Genomic DNA, 18,072 nt, shown 5'->3' on the forward strand with positions numbered 1-18,072 from the left:
TGCGCTTTGGTGGCATCCATGAATATCGACTGGGAGAAGCTCCGCCACAAGTAACGGAGCTAACAGGAGACCAGCAGATCATTTTGGAGGTATTGGGTGAGCGCTATCGGCAAATTTATTCCTAAATCAGGTGCGGAATGTCGGATTCATGCCAAGCTCCCGTGCCACCAGCATGGCGATGAAGGCCACGCTCAGGCTGTGTTGCAGCAGGGTATCCGTGTTCTGGCTGCGGATGAGGTGCAGACCGAGCGGCCCCTGGTGTTCTGCCAGACGGGCGGCGGTGCTGCGCACTATCTGCGCAGTATTGGCCAGGCCTTCGTCCGGTTTGAGGTTGAGGGCGCCAAGGGCGTCGCGAAGATCTGACAGGGATTGACCGAACGCCTTGTCCGCGATGCGAAGGGAGCGCCTGAACGCCTTTTCGTCGAAGGTGGGGCCCTCAGAAGAGGGGGCGGTATCCCCGGTGTCGCTCATCTCAAGAGAGGGAACGGGTTCGGCCCGCAGCAGGGGCTCTACCGGCAGATCGCTCTTGTCGGGATCCACCATCAGCAGGGTCAGGTCGAGGTGGCGGATGATGTCGAGCTGCTGCTGGTCCTTGATTTTGAAGGCGTTGAACATGAAAGGGTGGCTCGTCCATCCCGTGGGAAGATGGATGTAGTGGCCGACTCTCAACTGCTCGATGGAGGCCTGTATCAGCGCCATGGACTAGCTCTTCTGTCGAATTTGCCTATCAACAAGCTAGCAAAATTAAACAGATAGACAAACAAAAAAGCCCGCGCATGTGCGCGGGCTCTTGTCATCCGTGGCGTTTATCAGGCCTTGGATTTTTTCTTGTTGTCCACCTTGGTGTCGACCTTGGCTGCAACCGGGGCGGCAGCAGGGGCTTCCTCGATGAAGGGACGGCCGTAGTAGGTGTCCATCAGGATGGCTTTCAGCTCGGTGATCAGCGGGTAGCGCGGGTTGGCGCCGGTGCACTGGTCATCGAAGGCTTCCAGGGCCAGCTGGTCTACCTTGGCCAGGAAGTCCGCTTCGTTCACGCCGGCTTCGCGGATGGAGGCCGGGATCCCCAGGGTGGCCTTCAGCTCGTCCAGCCAGGTCAGCAGCTTCTCGATCTTGGCGGCGGTACGGTCACCGGCAGCGGTCAGGCCCAGGTGGTCAGCCACTTCGGCGTAGCGACGGCGAGCCTGCGGACGGTCGTACTGGGAGAACGCGGTCTGCTTGGTCGGGTTGTCGTTCGCGTTGTAGCGGATGACGTTGCTGATCAGCAGGGCGTTGGCCAGACCGTGGGGGATGTGGAACTCCGCACCCAGTTTGTGGGCCATGGAGTGGCACACACCCAGGAAGGCGTTGGCAAACGCGATACCAGCGATGGTGGCGGCGTTGTGCACCTTCTCGCGGGCAACCGGGTCGTTGGCGCCGTTGATGTAGCTGGAGGGCAGGTAGTCCTTCAGCAGTTTCAGGGCTTGTAGCGCCTGACCGTCGGAGTATTCGTTGGCCAGCACGGAGACATAGGCTTCCATGGCGTGGGTCACTGCGTCGATACCACCGAAGGCACACAGGGATTTGGGCATGCCCATCACCAGGTTGGCATCCACGATGGCCATGTTCGGGGTCAGCTCGTAGTCGGCCAGCGGGTACTTCATGCCGGTGGCGTCGTCGGTCACGACCGCAAACGGGGTCACTTCAGAACCGGTACCGGACGTGGTGGTGATACAGACCAGTTCGGCCTTCACGCCCATTTTCGGGAACTTGTAGATACGCTTGCGGATGTCCATGAAGCGCATGGCCAGGTCTTCGAACGCGGTGTCCGGGTGCTCGTACATGACCCACATGATCTTGGCGGCATCCATGGGTGAACCACCACCCAGGGCGACGATCACGTCCGGCTTGAAGGAGTTGGCCATCTCGGCGCCCTTGCGGACCACGGACAGGGTGGGGTCGGCTTCCACTTCGTAGAAGATCTCCACTTCCATGTTCAGCTTCTTGAGCAGGCGAACCACTTCATCGGCATAGCCGTTGTTGAACAGGAAGCGGTCGGTCACCACCATGGCGCGCTTCTTGCCTTCCAGGTCGCCCAGGGCGATCGGCAGGGAACCACGACGGAAGTAGATGGATTTCGGAAGTTTGTGCCACAGCATATTTTCTGCCCGTTTTGCGACTGTCTTCTTGTTGATCAAGTGCTTGGGTCCGACGTTCTCGGAGATGGAGTTACCACTCCAGGAGCCGCAACCCAGGGTCAGGGACGGGGCCAGCGCGAAGTTGTACAGGTCACCGATACCACCCTGGGTGGAGGGGGTGTTGATGAGGATACGGGCGGTCTTCATCTTGTCGCCGAAGTACTTGATGCGGTCGGCATTGCGATCCTGGTCGGTATAGAGACCGGAGGTGTGGCCGATACCACCGATGTTGACCATGTCGCAGGCCATTTCGACGGCTTCTTCGAAGTTCTTGGCACGGAACATACCCAGCGTCGGGGAGAGTTTCTCGTGAGCGAACTCGTCTTCTGCGCAGAGTTCCAGACCTTCACCGATGAGGATCTTGGTGGTGGCAGGCACGGTCACACCGGCCATGGCGGCGATCTTGGTGGCCGGCTGGCCCACGATGTCGGCGTTCAGGGCGCCGTTGATCAGCAGCACTTTACGCACCTTGTCCGCTTCGTCCTTGGAGAGGATGTAGCCGGCGTGGGTCGCGAAACGCTCCTTGACCTGGTTGTAGATGGAGTCGACCACGATGACAGCCTGCTCGGAGGCACAGACCACGCCGTTGTCGAAGGTCTTGGACATCAGGATGGAGGCGACGGCACGCTTCACGTCGGCGGTTTCGTCGATGACGATGGGCACGTTGCCCGCACCCACGCCGATGGCGGGTTTGCCGGAGGAGTAGGCGGCCTTCACCATGCCCGGGCCACCAGTGGCCAGGATCAGGTTGATGTCGTCGTGACGCATCAGGGCATTGGAGAGTTCGACGGAGGGTTGATCAATCCAGCCGATGATGTCTTTCGGCGCACCGGCAGCCACGGCTGCATCCAGTACCAGCTTGGCAGCGGTATTGGTGGAGTTCTTGGCGCGGGGGTGCGGGGAGAAGATGATGGCATTGCGGGTCTTCAGGGAGATGAGGGCCTTGAAGATCGCAGTGGAAGTCGGGTTGGTGGTCGGTACGATACCGCAGATGATGCCTACCGGCTCGGCGATGGTGATGGTGCCCATCTCGTCGTCCTGGCTCAGGATGCCGCAGGTCTTTTCATCTTTATAGGCGTTGTAGATGTATTCGGAGGCGAAGTGGTTCTTGATAACCTTGTCTTCGATGATACCCATACCGGATTCAGCCACGGCCATCTGGGCCAGGGGGATACGGGCGTTGCTGGCGGCCAGGGCGGCGGCACGGAAGACCTTGTCTACCTGCTCTTGCGAGAAGCTGGCGAATTGACGCTGTGCTTCTTTGACGCGGGCAACCAGTGCATCCAGTTCAGCCAAATTGGTTACTGCCATGTTTATCTCCTGATGATTTGAAAACTGTTTAGTAAGACCTTGGCAATGCCCGGCAATTATAGCCACCTTGTCAAGGCGAGAATCACCATAACGGGGTATTTACATGCCTTAGTAAACTGTTTTCTGGCTCGATTATAGGGTCGGGATGTGTCAGAAAAGATTGATCTGGATCATATGTAACAAAAGAACAAAAGAAATTTTGTTTCACCCCTTGTCGCACCACTATGTTACGGGAGTGTGTCATCCTTTCTTGGCATCACGAGCTGCTGTCACGCGCCCTTGGAATATCTGCTCTGGGAAGGGGATCCGATGAATTCTCGCCTTGACCGGGATGGGGGGAGGTGGCATTGCCGTGATGGCGGCAGAACGCCCAGCCCCCTGACGTTTCATTTATGTTGAGAAAGGGGTTGTTGTTTTCATCCAGTCGCCCTGGCGAAACAGCACATCTGGCGGTGGCAGGGAGCTTGTCACCTCTTCACAGCCGGCCCCACTGGCGCCGCACCAGGGTGAGAAAGGCCAAAATCGGGGTCACAGGAGCGGGTGGGGGCGGCAAGCAGGCGTGGTGAGAAGCAAGGGTGCCATTTGCCGAAAATATCGTTTCTTGGCTGAGGGTTGATATAACGCGATGCCATGGCACCCGGCGATGTTAATGGCGGCCTCTCTCCCTTAACAACCCGATATGTTGAATTTTGTCGCTACATTAGCGGAACTAACTGAAAAGCCCCGGTAAGGGTGAGATTATTTGATTGGAGAAGGGAAAAGCTATGGTGTAAATTTACGCGCAGTTTGGGGGCTGGCCCCTTGTGGCTCGTATTGGTTCTGGATGGCGCCTATGGCAGCAATAGACTTCTCTTTATACCTGAAATTTTTCGTCGGCCTGTTTGCGATCATCAACCCGCTGGGTCTGTTGCCGGTCTTTGTGAGCCTGACGGGCCACATGTCGCCGGAGGAGCGACGCAAGACCAACACCACCGCCCACATTGCCGTGATGATCATCCTGATGGTCTCCATGTGCATGGGACAGCTCATCCTCGACAGTTTCGGCATCTCCCTGGCATCGTTTCGCATTGCCGGTGGCTCGCTGATCACCCTGATCGCCTGGTCGATGCTGCAGGGCAAGCTGGGGGAGGTGAAGCACAACAAGCAGGAGAAGGGTGAACTGGCTGCGCGTGAATCCATTGCCGTGGTGCCCCTGGCACTGCCGCTGATGGCCGGACCCGGTGCCATCTCCTCTTCCATCGTCTATGCCAGCCAGAAGACCCTGCCCCAGATGGCCGGCATGTTCGTGGTGGTGGTGGCGTTTGCCTGCTGCTCCTGGCTCATCTTCCGCGCCGCTCCCCTGCTGTTCAAGCTGATGGGCAACACCGGCATCAACGTGGTGACCCGTATCATGGGTCTCATCATGATGTCCCTTGGCATCGAGATCATCGTGGCGGGCATCAAGGGAGTCTTCCCCGGTCTGGTGTGAGCCAGGTCCGTTTTTGTCGGAGCCGGTCCTTGTGACCGGCTTTTTATTGTTTCTTTTTTGTTGGTCATTTCCTAGAATCGAGCGGCATTGTACGAAAAATGACCGCTGCGGGATATTTAAATGCTGAATAAATGGTTTTAAGTTGTTTTTTTGACCATGAAAGCGGCCTGTTCCTGATGATATCTATTGCATTATCAGAATTGTCAGGGAATTATGCGGGCAGCGAGGTGTTTGTCTCGTGGATAACAAATGCATGGAATGTTCTTGTTGGAGTATGGAAATGACTCATAGAAAAACAATTATTAATACCCTTTTATTGACTGCACTTTTCGGTGGCGCCACCCTGGCTCACGCCGCCGATGTCCCCGCCGGTACCAAGCTTGCTCCCGAGCAAACCCTGGTGAAAGGCAATGGTTCCGAACCCGCCACCCTGGATCCCCAGAAAGTGGAAGGTACCCCCGAATCCAACGTATTGCGTGACCTGTTCGAAGGTCTCGTCTCCTCCGGCCCCAAGGGCGAAACCCTGCCCGGCGTCGCCGAGTCCTGGGAAACCAAGGACAACAAACACTACGTGTTCCACCTGCGCAAGGATGCCAAGTGGTCCAACGGGGATCCCGTCACCGCTCATGACTTCGTCTTTGCCTTCCAGCGCGCGGTGGATCCCAAGACGGCCTCTCCCTACTCCTGGTACATGGAGATCCCGACCATCATCAATGCCTCCGACATCATCGCGGGCAAGAAGCCGGCCGACACCCTGGGCGTGAAGGCGGTGGACGATCACACCTTCGAGGTGCAGCTGGAGAAGGCGGTGCCTTACTTCGTCAGCATGCTCTCCCACACCACCACCTATCCGGTCCCGAAGAAGGTGATCGAGAAGTTCGGTGACAAGTGGACCCAGCCCGGCAACATGGTATCCAACGGCGCCTACGTGCTGAAGGACTGGGTGGTCAACGAGCGCGTCGACGTCGAGCGCAACCCCAACTACTGGAACAACGGCAAGACCGTCATCAACAAGGTGACCTACCTGCCCATCCAGTCCACCAACGCCGAGCTGAACCGCTATCTGGCTGGCGAAGTGGATCTGACCTACAACATGCCCATCGAACGCTTCAAGCAGATGAAGAAAGAGCTGCCGGACGAAGTAAAGGTCAGCGGCTATGTGGGCACCTACTACTACCAGTACAACTTCAAGCACAAGCCGTTTGACGACGTGCGGGTGCGTACCGCCCTCTCCTATGCCATCGATCGCAACGTGATCGCCGACAAGGTGATGGGCAAGGGTGAAACCCCGGGCTACACGCTCGTGCCTGATTTTGTAGATGGCTTCAAGCCGGTGGCGCCGGCCTGGTCCAAGCTGACCCAGGCAGAGCGCGATACCAAGGCGAAAGAGCTGCTGACCGAAGCCGGTTACGGCCCGGGCAAGCCGCTCAAGTTCGAGCTGCTCTACAACACCGACGACAACCACAAAAAGGTGGCCGTGGCCGTCGCCTCCATGTGGAAGAAGCTCGGCGTGCAGGTGAGCCTGGTGAACCAGGAGTGGAAGACCTACCTGGAGACCAAGAAGCAGGGTAACTTCGACGTGGGCCGCGCCGGCTGGATTGCGGACTACAACGAAGCCTCCTCCATGCTGGATCTGATGCAGACCACCCACGGCAACAACGACGGCAAATACTCCAACCCGACGTTCGACAAGCTGATGAGCGAGTCCCGCAACCAGGTGGATGCCGAGGCGCGCAACAAGCTCTATGTCCAGGCCGAAGAGATCCTGGCCAAGGACATGCCGATCGCCCCCATCTATCAGTACGTGACCTCCCGCATGGTCAAGCCCTACGTGGGCGGCTACCCGGCCAACCCGCTGGACAACATCTACAGCAAAGACATGTACATCGTTGCTCACTGAGTAAAGAAACAAGTCGCATAACAAGCAGGGCCCGCCAGACGGCGGGCCTTTATTACAACCGCGACCCTTTGGAAGCAGTACAGGACAGGAAATGTCTATGTTGAAATTCATCCTTAAACGTCTACTGGAAGCGATCCCGACTCTGCTGGTCTTGATCACCGTCTCCTTCTTCATGATGCGCTTCGCCCCGGGTAACCCCTTCACCAGCGAACGCGCCCTGCCGCCGGAAGTCCTGGCCAACATCGAAGCCAAATATGGCCTGGACAAGCCCATCGGCATGCAATACCTCACTTACCTCGGCAACCTGGTCCAGGGGGATCTGGGGCCTTCCTTCAAATACAAGGACTTCACCGTCAATGATCTGGTGAGCCAGGCCCTGCCTGTCTCCGCCAAGATAGGCTCGGTCGCCTTCCTGCTGGCAGTGACCCTGGGGGTCACCTTCGGCACCATTGCTGCCCTGAAACAGAACACCCTCATCGACTACCTGTTGATGTCGTCGGCCATGGCCGGGGTGGTGATACCCGGCTTCGTGCTGGCACCGCTGCTGGTGCTCTTCTTCAGTATCTATCTGGGCTGGTTCCCGGCGGGAGGCTGGCAGGGGGGCGGCGCCCAGTTCATGGTACTGCCGGTATTCGGCATGATGATGTACTACATCTCGGCCATCTCCCGCATCATGCGCGGCAGCATGATCGAGACCATGAACTCCAACTTCATCCGTACCGCCCGCGCCAAGGGGCTGCCCCTGCGCCACATCATCCTCAAGCACGCGCTGCGCCCGGCCATGCTGCCGGTGGTCTCCTACCTGGGACCGGCCTTCGTGGGCATCATCACCGGCTCCGTGGTCATCGAGACCATCTTCGGCCTGCCGGGGATCGGCCAGCTGTTCGTCAACGGTGCCCTCAACCGTGATTACTCCATGGTGCTCGGTCTGACCATTCTGGTCGGCGCCCTCACCATCACCTTTAACGCCGTGGTCGATATTCTCTATGCCGTCATCGATCCCAAGATCCGTTACTAAGCCGGGAGTTCATCATGGTAGTCACAACTGAAAAGCGCGAAGCCGTCGAGGCGTTCGCCCAGAAAGTGGAAGTGGTGGAAGGACGCTCCCTGTGGAAGGATGCCCGTCGACGTTTCCTGCGCAACAAGGCGGCCCTGACCAGCCTCATCATCCTGACCATCATCGGTCTGGCGGTGATCGTGGGGCCACATCTGTCCCAATACACCTTCGATGACCCGGACTGGGGGGCCATGCAGAGTGCCCCGGACATGGAGACCGGCCACTGGTTCGGCACCGACAGCCTGGGGCGCGACCTGTTCGTGCGTACCCTGCTCGGCGGACGCATCTCCCTGATGGTCGGCATCATGGGGGCCCTGGTGGCCGTCATCATCGGCACCCTCTACGGCGCCGCGTCCGGCTTCATCGGTGGTCGCGTCGACAGCCTGATGATGCGCGTGCTTGAGATCCTCAACGCCTTCCCCTTCATGTTCTTCGTGATCATGCTGGTGACCTTCTTCGGTCGCAACCTGGCCCTCATTTTCCTCGCCATCGGGGCGGTGAGCTGGCTCGACATGGCGCGGATCGTGCGCGGCCAGACCCTGAGTCTCAAGAGCAAGGAGTTCATCGAGGCGGCCCACGTCTGCGGCGTCTCCAAGTGGAAGATCATCACCCGTCATATCGTGCCCAACGTGCTCGGCATAGTGGCGGTTTACGCCACCCTGCTGGTGCCGGGGATGATCATGTTCGAATCCTTCCTGAGCTTCCTGGGTCTGGGCGTGCAAGAGCCCATGACCAGCTGGGGCGCCCTGCTGGATGAAGGCTCCAAGTCGATGGAAGTGGCCATCTGGCAACTCCTGTTCCCCGCCGGTTTCATGGTGGTGACCCTGTTCTGCTTCAACTTCCTCGGGGATGGTCTGCGTGATGCCCTGGATCCCAAGGATCGCTGATACCCAGGGACCGGCAAGACGCCAAGGGGCCATCAGACCCGTTCAGGGAACGCACCGCGTTCACCACGGGCAGGCCCCCATCACGACAGCGCGATAAGGAGTACTGAGATGAAATTACTGGATGTGAAAGATCTGCGGGTCGAGTTCAAGACCCCGGACGGCAATGTGGTGGCCGTCAACGACCTCAACTTTTCTCTTTCTGCCGGCGAAACCCTGGGGATCGTCGGGGAGTCAGGCTCAGGCAAGTCCCAGACTGCCTTTGCCATCATGGGGCTGCTGGCCAAGAACGGTGTCATCACCGGCTCGGCCAAATTTCAGGGGGACGAGATCCTCAATCTGCCGGAGCACAAGCTCAACAAGATCCGCTCCGAGAAGATCGCCATGATCTTCCAGGACCCCATGACGTCGCTGAACCCCTACATGAAGGTCAAGGATCAGCTGATGGAAGTGCTGATGCTGCACAAGGGGATGACCAAGGCTGCCGCCTTCGAGGAGTCGGTGCGCATGCTGGACGCGGTGAAGATCCCCGAGTCGCGCAAGCGGATGAACATGTACCCCCACGAGTTCTCCGGCGGCATGCGCCAGCGGGTGATGATCGCCATGGCGCTCCTGTGCCGGCCGCAGCTACTCATCGCCGACGAGCCGACCACGGCGCTGGACGTGACGGTACAGGCCCAGATCATGACCCTGATGAACGAGCTCAAGCGCGAGTTCAACACCGCCATCATCATGATCACCCATGATCTTGGCGTCGTGGCCGGCATCTGCGACAAGGTGCTGGTGATGTACGCAGGCCGGACCATGGAGTACGGCCGGGTCAACGATATCTTCTATCGCCCGAGCCACCCCTATACCGAAGGCTTGCTGCGCGCCATTCCCCGCCTCGACACCGAGGGGGAAGAGCTACCCACCATTCCGGGCAATCCGCCCAACCTGCTGCGTTTGCCCACCGGCTGCCCCTTCCAGGAGCGTTGCCACCGGGTGAGCGAGATTTGTGGCCAGCAATCGCCGATCCTGACGCCGTTCAACGACGGCCGGGAGCGGGCGTGCCACTGGGTATCGGATGCCATGATCAAGGGAGTGAACTAAATGGGTACTGACAAGAAACTGCTGCTGGAAGTGTCCGACCTCAAGGTTCACTTCCATATCAAGAGTGACAAGGCCTGGCCCTGGGCCAAGCCCTCCGCCCTGAAGGCGGTGGACGGGGTGACCCTGCGCCTCTACGAAGGGGAGACCCTGGGCGTAGTGGGGGAGTCCGGTTGCGGCAAATCCACCTTCGCCCGTGCCCTCATCGGCCTGGTACCGGCCACTGACGGCAAGGTGGTGTGGCTTGGGCAGGACTTGACCAAGCTCGAGCAGAACGCCCTGCGGGAGAAGCGCAAGGAGATCCAGATGATCTTCCAGGACCCGCTGGCCTCCCTGAACCCCCGCATGACCATAGGGGACATCATCGCCGAGCCCCTCATCACCTTCTACCCTACCCTGCCAAGGGAAGAGGTGAAGGAGAAGGTGCGCGCCATGATGACCAAGGTGGGTCTGTTGCCGAACCTGGTGAACCGTTATCCCCATGAGTTCTCCGGCGGCCAGTGCCAGCGCATCGGCATCGCCCGGGCGCTCATCCTCGAGCCCAAGATGATCATCTGTGACGAGCCGGTCTCGGCGCTGGATGTCTCCATCCAGGCTCAGGTGGTGAACCTGCTCAAATCCCTGCAAAAGGAGATGGGTCTCTCCCTCATCTTCATCGCCCACGACCTCTCCGTGGTCAAACACATCTCCGATCGGGTGCTGGTGATGTACCTGGGCAACGCGGTGGAGCTGGGGACCGGCAAGGAGATCTTCGCCAATCCCCTGCACCCCTATACCAAGGCGCTGATGTCGGCGGTCCCCATCCCGGATCCGGATCTGGAGCGCAGCAAGGTCATCCAGATCCTAGAAGGGGACCTGCCATCCCCCATGAATCCGCCCTCCGGTTGCGTGTTCCGTACCCGCTGCCCGGTGGCAGGTCCGGAGTGCGCCAAGACCCGGCCCCAGCTCGAGGGCAACTTCGACCATGCGGTCTCCTGTCTCAAGGTGGATCCGCTCTGAGAACCTGTTAACGATCTTGCTGCGAGGCCGTGATCAAGGCTCATGCGCTGTTCGGAATCCTCATGTATTCATATACCTTCCGGTTCCTGCGCTGCTCTTTACCTTGTTGACGACCTCTCGCGACAGCTCGTAAACAGGTTTTAAGGAGAACCGTATCGAGAAGGGCGCGTGCTGGCGCCCTTTTTATTGCATGGGGGATAAGATGCCTCTTGGCGCCAGCGGTTGTCGCTGCTACTATCCGCCGCACAAGGGGAGTAACTTCTCGCCGGTTTGTCGTCATTACGGTGCACCCATATCCTGCAGTGCACCCGGCAGCCGGGCAGTCGATGTCAATCGGCTGTAAGTGAGACCTTGCCGAGAGGCAAGGTGTATCTGCTCCAAACGCGAACCCACTGCCTCCCGGCCGTGGGTTTTGTCGTTTTGGGAGAAGTGAACATGGGTGAATGGTGGATGTGGACCGGTTTCTTCAGCATAGTGCTGGTCCTGTTGTGGATTGATATCCGCTTTGTCGGTGGCGGCAAGGCGCACAAGGTGTCCCTGAAAGAGGCGGGCATCTGGTCTCTCATCTGGGTCAGCGTGGCGCTCCTGTTCAACCTGGCCATCTGGCTCTGGCTGGATCACAGTGCCGGGCGCGAGATCGCGAACCAGAAGGGGCTGGAGTTTCTCACCGGCTACCTCATCGAAAAGGCACTAGCGGTGGACAACGTCTTCGTCTGGCTGATGCTGTTCGGCTACTTCGCCATCCCGGCGGAGCTGCAGCGCCGGGTCCTGCTCTACGGGGTGCTGGGGGCCATCGTGATGCGCGCCGGCATGGTGTTCGCGGGCAGCTGGCTCATCGAGCAGTTCCACTGGATCCTCTACCTGTTCGGGGCCTTCCTGCTGCTGACCGGTGCCAAGATGCTGTGGGCGGCCGACAAGGAGCCGGATCTCGAGAACAATGCCCTGCTCGGTTGGATGCGTCGTCGCTTCAAGGTGACCGAGACGCTGGAGGGGGAGAAGTTCTTCGTCTGGCGTGACGGTGTGCGCTACGCGACCCCGCTGCTGCTCATCCTGGTGCTGGTGGAGGTGAGCGACCTCATCTTCGCGGTGGACAGTATCCCGGCCATCTTCGCGGTGACCACGGATCCCTTCATCGTGCTCACCTCCAACATCTTCGCCATCATGGGGCTGCGCGCCATGTACTTCCTGCTGGCCGGGGTGGCCGATCGCTTCGCCCTGCTCAAATACGGCCTGGCGCTGATCCTGATGTTCATCGGGGTCAAGATGTTGCTGCTCGATATCTTCAAGATACCGACCGGCATCGCCCTTGGCGTGGTGGCGCTGATCCTGCTGGCCTCCATGGGGCTGAGTCTGCTGATGACCCGCAAAAAGACGGCGTGAACGGCGCAGTAAAAAGGGCTCCCGAGGGAGCCCTTTTTCATGTCAGCAATTTGCTTAGCGCTTGATCTTCTTGGGGTTGGTGTAGCCCCAGACGGTGTACATGTCCGCCAAGAGGGCACCGTTGTACTCCTCCAGATCAGATTGTTTCACTTCGGCATCACCCTGGCGTCCGAACAGGACCACCTCGTCACCGGGTTTGATCCCCTTGATGTCGGTGACGTCCACCATGGTGGTGTTCATGGAAGTCTTGCCCACGACGGGGGCCTTCTGGCCATGGATCAGCACATAGGCCTTGTTGCTCATGGCGCGGCGGTAGCCGTCGGAGTAGCCCATCGGCAGGTTGGCCAGCAGGGAGTCGCGCTTGAGGGTGAAGGTGCGGTCATAGCCGACGGTGTTGCCCGCCGGGTAGTGGTTGACGGAGGCGACCTGGGTCTTGAACGCCATCACCTTCTTGTACTCGGTGTAGGAGGGAATGGTGTCGCCATAGATGATGCCGCCCGGGCGCACCATGTCAAAGTAGGCTTCCGGCACTTCCAGGGTGGCGAAGGAGTTGGCGGCGTGGATGGTGAGCTTGCTGCGATCCAGCTTGCCGGCGTCGATGAGCCACTGGTAGTCCAGCTTGAACTGGGCCAGCCCCAGCTTGACGTCCTCTTTCTCCTCCACCGGGAAGTGGGTCATGATGCCGACCGGGGTGATCCCCTTGAGCTTGAGCATGGCCAGGGCATCGGCCTTGGCATCGTCCTGGCGAAGATCGATGCCGTTGCGGCTCATGCCGGCGGAGTTCAGGCCGATGTGCACCGGGATGTTGGTGTGATGGCGCTGGGCGATGCCGGCGATCCCCTTGGCGCTCTCCAGGCTGCCGATGAGCTCCTCCAGCTTGTAGGGCAGGGCCTGCTCCACTTCATCCGGGGTGGCGGCACGCACCCGCATCAGGCGACCTTCGAAGCCCTTCTCGCGGGCAACACGTGCTTCTTCGTTGCTGGCGATGCCGATGCAGGGGATGCCTGCCTTGACCACCGAGGGGACCAGCAGGTCGATGCCGTGACCGTAGGCGTCCGCCTTCATGATGGCGCAGATCTGCGGGCCCTTGTCACCGAGGCGATTTTTCAGGGTCTGGATGTTGTGCTCGAAGGCACCGAGATCCACTTCCAGCCAGGCGTTGGCGGCGGTCTGTTCCTGACCGTTGCGGTGGTCGTCGGCGAGCGGCAGATAGGGGGCGGCGACCGCCTGGCCGGCCAGCAGGCCAAAGATCAGGGTCGCGAGCAGTGTTTTCTTGTGCATGGGGCAAGTCCTTTCTTATTGTCTTGAGTTGAGGCTGGGCTCATCGCTGAGGCGAGCTGCGGCATGGCTGGTCATAGCATGTTGCTATGCTAATGATATATTTCATTTTTTATCCAGATGCCGACTCTGGGAGTGTATCTCAACGGCGTCAATCGTGGCACGTGTTGCAGGAAGAAAATATGAAGCTGACGTTGCGGATTCCACCGCTGCTGCTGTTCGTCGTCATCGTGCTCGCCATGTGGCTGGGGCGGGGCGAGGGGAGGGCAGCGCCCCTGTGGCTGGTGCTGGTCGCCACGCTGTGGCTGGCGGGAGCCCTGCTGGGAGGCGGTGCGCTTCTGCATTTCTGGCAGCAGCGCACCACCGTGCACCCCCAGCGGCTGGAGAGCAGCCGGGTGCTGGTGACTCGGGGCGTCTATCGCATCAGCCGCAATCCCATGTACCTGGGGCTGCTCTGCTGGACCCTGGCGCTGGCGTGCTATCTGGGAGGCATGGCAGTGTGGCTCGGGCCGCTGCTGCTCTGGGGCTGGCTTACCCGCTTCCAGATCCTGGCTGAGGAGCAGGCGCTGCGGCGACAATTCGGCGATGCCTATGACGACTATTGCCGACAGGTCAGGCGCTGGTGCTGAGGCGGGCGTGCCCCATCAGGCATATGACAACGGCCCGCAGAGGCGGGCCGTTGTCATGGGGGTCAGGGGATCACGCCTTGGCGGTGTCCACCTCGCCGAGGGGGGCGGTCTCCCCCAGGCTGTCTTCGCTCTTGGCCACCACGCTCGCGGCGATGGCGTTGCCCAGCACGTTGGTGGCGGAGCGCCCCATGTCGAGGAAGTGGTCGATGCCGAGCAGCAGCAGGATGCCCGCTTCCGGGATGTGGAACTGGTTGAGGGTGGCGGCAATCACCACCAGGGAGGCGCGGGGCACCCCGGCCATTCCCTTGGAAGTAACCATCAGCAGCAGCAGCATGGTGATCTGCTGGGCCGTGGAGAGCTCGATGCCATAGGCCTGGGCGATGAACATCACCGCGAAGGTGCAGTACATCATGGAGCCGTCCAGGTTGAAGGAGTAGCCCATGGGGAGCACGAAGCTGGCGATGCGCTTGTCACAGCCAAATTTCTCCAGTCTGTCCAGGGTCTTGGGGTAGGCAGCCTCGGAGCTGGCGGTGGAGAAGGCCAGCAGGATGGGCTCGCGGATGAGGGCGAGCAGGGTCAGGATGCGGCGGCGGATGAAGAGGCTGCCCATGGCGATGAGCAGCAGCCAGAGGCAGCCGAGCGCCAGATAGAACTGGGCCATGAAGGTGCCATAGGTGGCGAGGATGCCGAGCCCCTCCTTGGCGACCATGGCGGCGATGGCGCCAAACACCGCGAACGGGGCGAAGTTCATCACGTAGCCGGTCACCTTGAGCATGATCTCGGCGCCGCTGGCCATCAGCTTGACCACGGGCTTGGCGTCGTCCCCCAGGGCGGCGGCGGCCAGCCCGAAGAAGAGGGAGAAGACCACGATCTGCAGGATCTCGTTGGTGGCCATCGCCTCGACCACGCTTTTCGGGATGGCGTGGGTCACGAAATCCTTGAGGGAGATGGCAGTGGCAACCACGCCGGAGCTGGCGCCGTCATCGGGCAGGGAGAGGGAGAGCCCCACCCCAGGTTGCATCAGGTGGACCATGACCAGCCCCAGGGTCAGGGACATCAGGGAGGCGAGCATGAACCAGCCCAGGGTCTTGACGCCGATGCGGCCCACGGTGCGGGTGTCGCCCATCTTGGCGATACCGACCACGAGCGTGGTGAACACCAGGGGGGCGATGATCATCTTGATGAGGCGCAGGAAGATGTCGGTCAGCAGGGTGATGTCATCGGCAAAGCCTGCGGCCTGTGCGGGCGCGAGCAGGCGATAACCCTGCCCGGTCACGATGCCAAGCAACATCGCAATGAGGATGGCAACGGTCAACTTGTTCATTTTCATGGGGGAGTTCCGGTTTCGATAGGTGCAATGCCTGTGCAGGCGGCGAGGGGCCGCCTCAGTCCTTTTTTGTGATCCGGGCGGTGGAATCCAGACAGCCGGTGTGCTGGAGCATGCCTAATCGCGAAGGGGAAATCCAGTGACTTGTTTCGGAGTTTTGCGCTGTTGTTAGCTGCATTTGATATGCATCTTGTGATTTATTTGTATTAATCGCTGTTTATTTTAATTTTTGCGAGATAAACGGCTTCCATGCTCTGTGCGTCCCGGGGGCTGGCCTCCAGGGTGAAGACGAGTAGGGCCGAGGTGCGATGTTCCACCTGCATGTCGTCCATGAAGGTGTCTGGCTCGTACTCGTCGAACCCGAATTGGGGGCGGGTCGGGGTGACCCTGACGGCATCCCGCGACAGGGTCAGCGTCTCGACCCGAATCCAGGGGTATCCCTTTGCCAGTGCCACCTCACCGGCCCGCTTGAGCACGTATTTGCGCGCCGTTTCCCTGTCCACCAGATCGTTGCCCACAAACTCCAGTTGCCAGCGGGCCGGGCCAAGCTGGGTCTGTGAAAAACCGGTCTGGCCATTCCAGAACGATTTTTCACTGTCATAGGCGGTGGCGCAGCCCGCGAGCTGGCCGACCAGCAGGGCGCTGAGGGCAAGGGTGCAGAAAGTACGAAGGGAAGGCAACATGATGCGGGCCGCTTGGCAAAGGGGGTTTTACTACAGCACAAAGGGGTTGGAGAGACAATCGCGGCGGAAGACCATAAAAGAAAAGGCCTTGTCGTCTGACAAGGCCTTTCTCGGGGAATTTGGTCGGTGTGAGAGGATTCGAACCTCCGACCCTCTACACCCCATGCAGATGCGCTACCTGGCTGCGCTACACACCGACGGAGTCAGCTCGGCTGACGGGGAGGGAGTTTATGGAGATGCCCCGACCCTGTCAACAGGGGAAATTCAGGTTCGAGATCGTTTGCCTGCTTTGCGAGCAACTTCGGATCAAAGTGCGACCAGTGGTGCATTTTGTCGGCACCTCACCGCTGTCTTGCAGGAAAAACGGCCACCCGGAGGTGGCCGTTTGGCGTGATGTTCTCAAGCCGAGATCAGCGGTTGAAGGTCAAGCGCTTGCCCAATACCTTGTCGGTGACCTGACCGTTCTGCCAGGCTATTTGCCCGTTGACCTGGGTCATCTCAAGCAGGGCGCGCTGGAAGCGGTCATCATCCAGATCAGCGGTTGAAGGTGAGTCGCTTGCCCAATACCTTGTCGGTGACTTGGCCGTTCTGCCAGGCTATTTGCCCGTTCACCAGGGTCATCTCGATGGTGCTCTGGAAGCGGTAGCCGTTGAACGGGGACCAGCCGCACAGGTAGAGCAGGTTGCTGTCGGTGACCACGTAGGGCTTGCCGAGATCCAGCAGCACCAGGTCGGCGAAGTAGCCTTCCCGAATGTAGCCGCGATCCTGCACCTGGAAGCGCTCGGCCACCGCATGGGAGGTCTTCTTGACGATGGTTTCCAGGCTGAAGACCCCGTTGTGGTAGAGCTCCAGCAGCGCCTGCAGGGAGTGCTGCACCAGGGGCACGCCGGACGGCGCCTTGAAGTAGCTGTTCTGCTTCTCTTCCCAGGTGTGGGGGGCGTGGTCGGTGGCGATGATGTCGAGCACGTCGCTGCGTACCGCATCCAGCAGGGCGTGCTGGTCGGCAGCGCTCTTCACCGCCGGGTTGCACTTGATCTGGCTGCCCAGGGTGTCGTAGTCCGCCTCGTTGAAGAAGAGGTGGTGTACGCACACTTCGGCGGTGATGTTCTTGTCCTTGAGATCCTTCAGATCCGGGGTGGCGGTAAAGAGCGAGAGCTCTTTCGCCGTGGTCAGGTGCAGCACGTGCAGCTTGGCGCCGTACTGCTTGGCCAGGGAGACCGCCATGCTGGAGGATTTGTAGCAGGCGTCCGCGCTGCGGATGCGGCCGTGCTCGCGCATGGGCACGTCTTCGCCCCACTTGGCGCGAGCTTCGTCTTCCAGCACCTTGATGGACGGGGTGTCCTCGCAGTGGGTGACGATCATTACCGGGCTCTCGCGGAAGATGGCTGCCAGGGTCTCCTGGTTGTCCACCAGCATGTTGCCGGTGGAGGCCCCCATGAAGATCTTGATGCCGCAGGACTGCTTGGGATCGAGTTTCTTGATCTCTTCCAGGTTGTCGTTGGTGGCACCCAGGTAGAAGCTGTAGTTGGCGGCGGCGGAGTTGGCGGCGATCTGGTATTTGGCTTCGAGGGCGTCGATGGTGGTGGTCTGGGGATTGACGTTGGGCATTTCCATGAAGCTGGTGGTGCCACCGGCCACGGCGGCCCGGGATTCACTGGCGATGGTTCCCTTGTGGGTCAGGCCGGGTTCCCGGAAGTGGACCTGATCGTCGATCATCCCGGGGATGAGGTGACGGCCTGCGGCATCGATCACCACGGCATCGGGGGCGCTGATGTCCGGGGCGATGCGGGCGATCCGCTCACCCTCAATCAGGACGTCGGAGGCATAGATGCGGCCTTCGTTGACCAGGGTGGCATTCTTGATAAGCAATTTGTTCATGGGGGGTTCCAGTTC

14 protein-coding genes, 1 tRNA gene and 1 pseudogene are annotated in these 18,072 nt (G+C 60.0%); 9 read left to right on the top strand and 7 right to left on the bottom strand.

Annotation, left to right across the window (positions count from 1 at the left end; genetic code table 11):
- Positions 1–141: 141 nt before the first annotated feature.
- Positions 142–699: pseudogene (locus J9893_RS13600) on the bottom strand (DUF3391 domain-containing protein); the annotation flags it as partial.
- 110 nt (positions 700–809) lie between these two features.
- Positions 810–3,485: a bifunctional acetaldehyde-CoA/alcohol dehydrogenase gene (gene adhE / locus J9893_RS13605; RefSeq protein WP_041215422.1), complete on the bottom strand. Its 2,676-nt coding sequence runs from the start codon at positions 3,483–3,485 to the stop codon at positions 810–812.
- Between the two features lie 832 nt (positions 3,486–4,317).
- Between adhE and J9893_RS13610 the strand changes: the two genes are divergently transcribed.
- From J9893_RS13610 to J9893_RS13640, 7 genes are all read left to right on the top strand, one after another.
- A complete protein-coding gene (locus tag J9893_RS13610; protein WP_010674328.1) occupies positions 4,318–4,953 on the top strand; it encodes a YchE family NAAT transporter in 636 nt (211 codons plus the stop codon).
- 280 nt (positions 4,954–5,233) lie between these two features.
- Positions 5,234–6,853, top strand: coding sequence for an ABC transporter substrate-binding protein (locus tag J9893_RS13615; protein WP_103259898.1), 1,620 nt, complete (start codon positions 5,234–5,236; stop codon positions 6,851–6,853).
- A gap of 97 nt (positions 6,854–6,950) precedes the next feature.
- A complete protein-coding gene (gene oppB / locus J9893_RS13620) occupies positions 6,951–7,871 on the top strand; it encodes an oligopeptide ABC transporter permease OppB (RefSeq protein WP_010674330.1) in 921 nt (306 codons plus the stop codon).
- Between the two features lie 14 nt (positions 7,872–7,885).
- Complete coding sequence (gene oppC / locus J9893_RS13625) at positions 7,886–8,797, top strand: oligopeptide ABC transporter permease OppC (protein ID WP_010674331.1); 912 nt, start codon at positions 7,886–7,888, stop codon at positions 8,795–8,797.
- 108 nt (positions 8,798–8,905) lie between these two features.
- Positions 8,906–9,886, top strand: a complete 981-nt coding sequence (locus J9893_RS13630) for an ABC transporter ATP-binding protein (RefSeq protein ID WP_039038983.1) — start codon at positions 8,906–8,908, stop codon at positions 9,884–9,886.
- Positions 9,887–10,882, top strand: a complete 996-nt coding sequence (gene oppF, locus J9893_RS13635) for a murein tripeptide/oligopeptide ABC transporter ATP binding protein OppF (protein ID WP_010674333.1) — start codon at positions 9,887–9,889, stop codon at positions 10,880–10,882.
- 435 nt (positions 10,883–11,317) lie between these two features.
- A complete protein-coding gene (locus tag J9893_RS13640) occupies positions 11,318–12,262 on the top strand; it encodes a TerC family protein (RefSeq protein ID WP_041212841.1) in 945 nt (314 codons plus the stop codon).
- A gap of 54 nt (positions 12,263–12,316) precedes the next feature.
- On the opposite strand, the gene alr is transcribed toward J9893_RS13640, so the two are convergent.
- On the bottom strand, positions 12,317–13,543 hold the full coding sequence (alr, locus tag J9893_RS13645; protein ID WP_041212842.1) for an alanine racemase: 1,227 nt from the start codon (positions 13,541–13,543) through the stop codon (positions 12,317–12,319).
- A 179-nt stretch (positions 13,544–13,722) separates the two neighbouring features.
- On the opposite strand from alr, the gene J9893_RS13650 reads away from it, so the two are divergent.
- The gene (locus J9893_RS13650; protein ID WP_010674336.1) at positions 13,723–14,169 is read left to right on the top strand and encodes an isoprenylcysteine carboxylmethyltransferase family protein; all 447 of its coding nucleotides are present in this window, start codon (positions 13,723–13,725) and stop codon (positions 14,167–14,169) included.
- 70 nt (positions 14,170–14,239) lie between these two features.
- Here the strand turns inward: J9893_RS13650 and J9893_RS13655 are convergent, their stop codons facing one another.
- The 3 genes from J9893_RS13655 to J9893_RS13665 form a co-directional block, all read right to left on the bottom strand.
- Entirely contained in the window at positions 14,240–15,499 is a 1,260-nt protein-coding gene (locus tag J9893_RS13655; RefSeq protein WP_041215419.1) for a dicarboxylate/amino acid:cation symporter, read from the bottom strand.
- A gap of 203 nt (positions 15,500–15,702) precedes the next feature.
- Entirely contained in the window at positions 15,703–16,179 is a 477-nt protein-coding gene (locus J9893_RS13660) for a hypothetical protein (protein ID WP_041212844.1), read from the bottom strand.
- 120 nt (positions 16,180–16,299) lie between these two features.
- Positions 16,300–16,376, bottom strand: a tRNA-Pro gene (locus J9893_RS13665).
- A gap of 33 nt (positions 16,377–16,409) precedes the next feature.
- On the opposite strand from J9893_RS13665, the gene J9893_RS13670 reads away from it, so the two are divergent.
- A complete protein-coding gene (locus tag J9893_RS13670) occupies positions 16,410–16,724 on the top strand; it encodes a hypothetical protein (RefSeq protein WP_139700317.1) in 315 nt (104 codons plus the stop codon).
- Here the strand turns inward: J9893_RS13670 and J9893_RS13675 are convergent.
- Positions 16,714–18,057, bottom strand: coding sequence for a dihydroorotase (locus J9893_RS13675; protein ID WP_139700315.1), 1,344 nt, complete (start codon positions 18,055–18,057; stop codon positions 16,714–16,716). The genes J9893_RS13670 and J9893_RS13675 overlap by 11 nt on opposite strands.
- Between the last annotated feature and the right edge of the window lie 15 nt (positions 18,058–18,072).

Origin of the sequence: Aeromonas sp. MaB10011B (assembly GCF_017939325.1) — a bacterium.
Taxonomy (GTDB): domain Bacteria; phylum Pseudomonadota; class Gammaproteobacteria; order Enterobacterales; family Aeromonadaceae; genus Aeromonas; species Aeromonas caviae.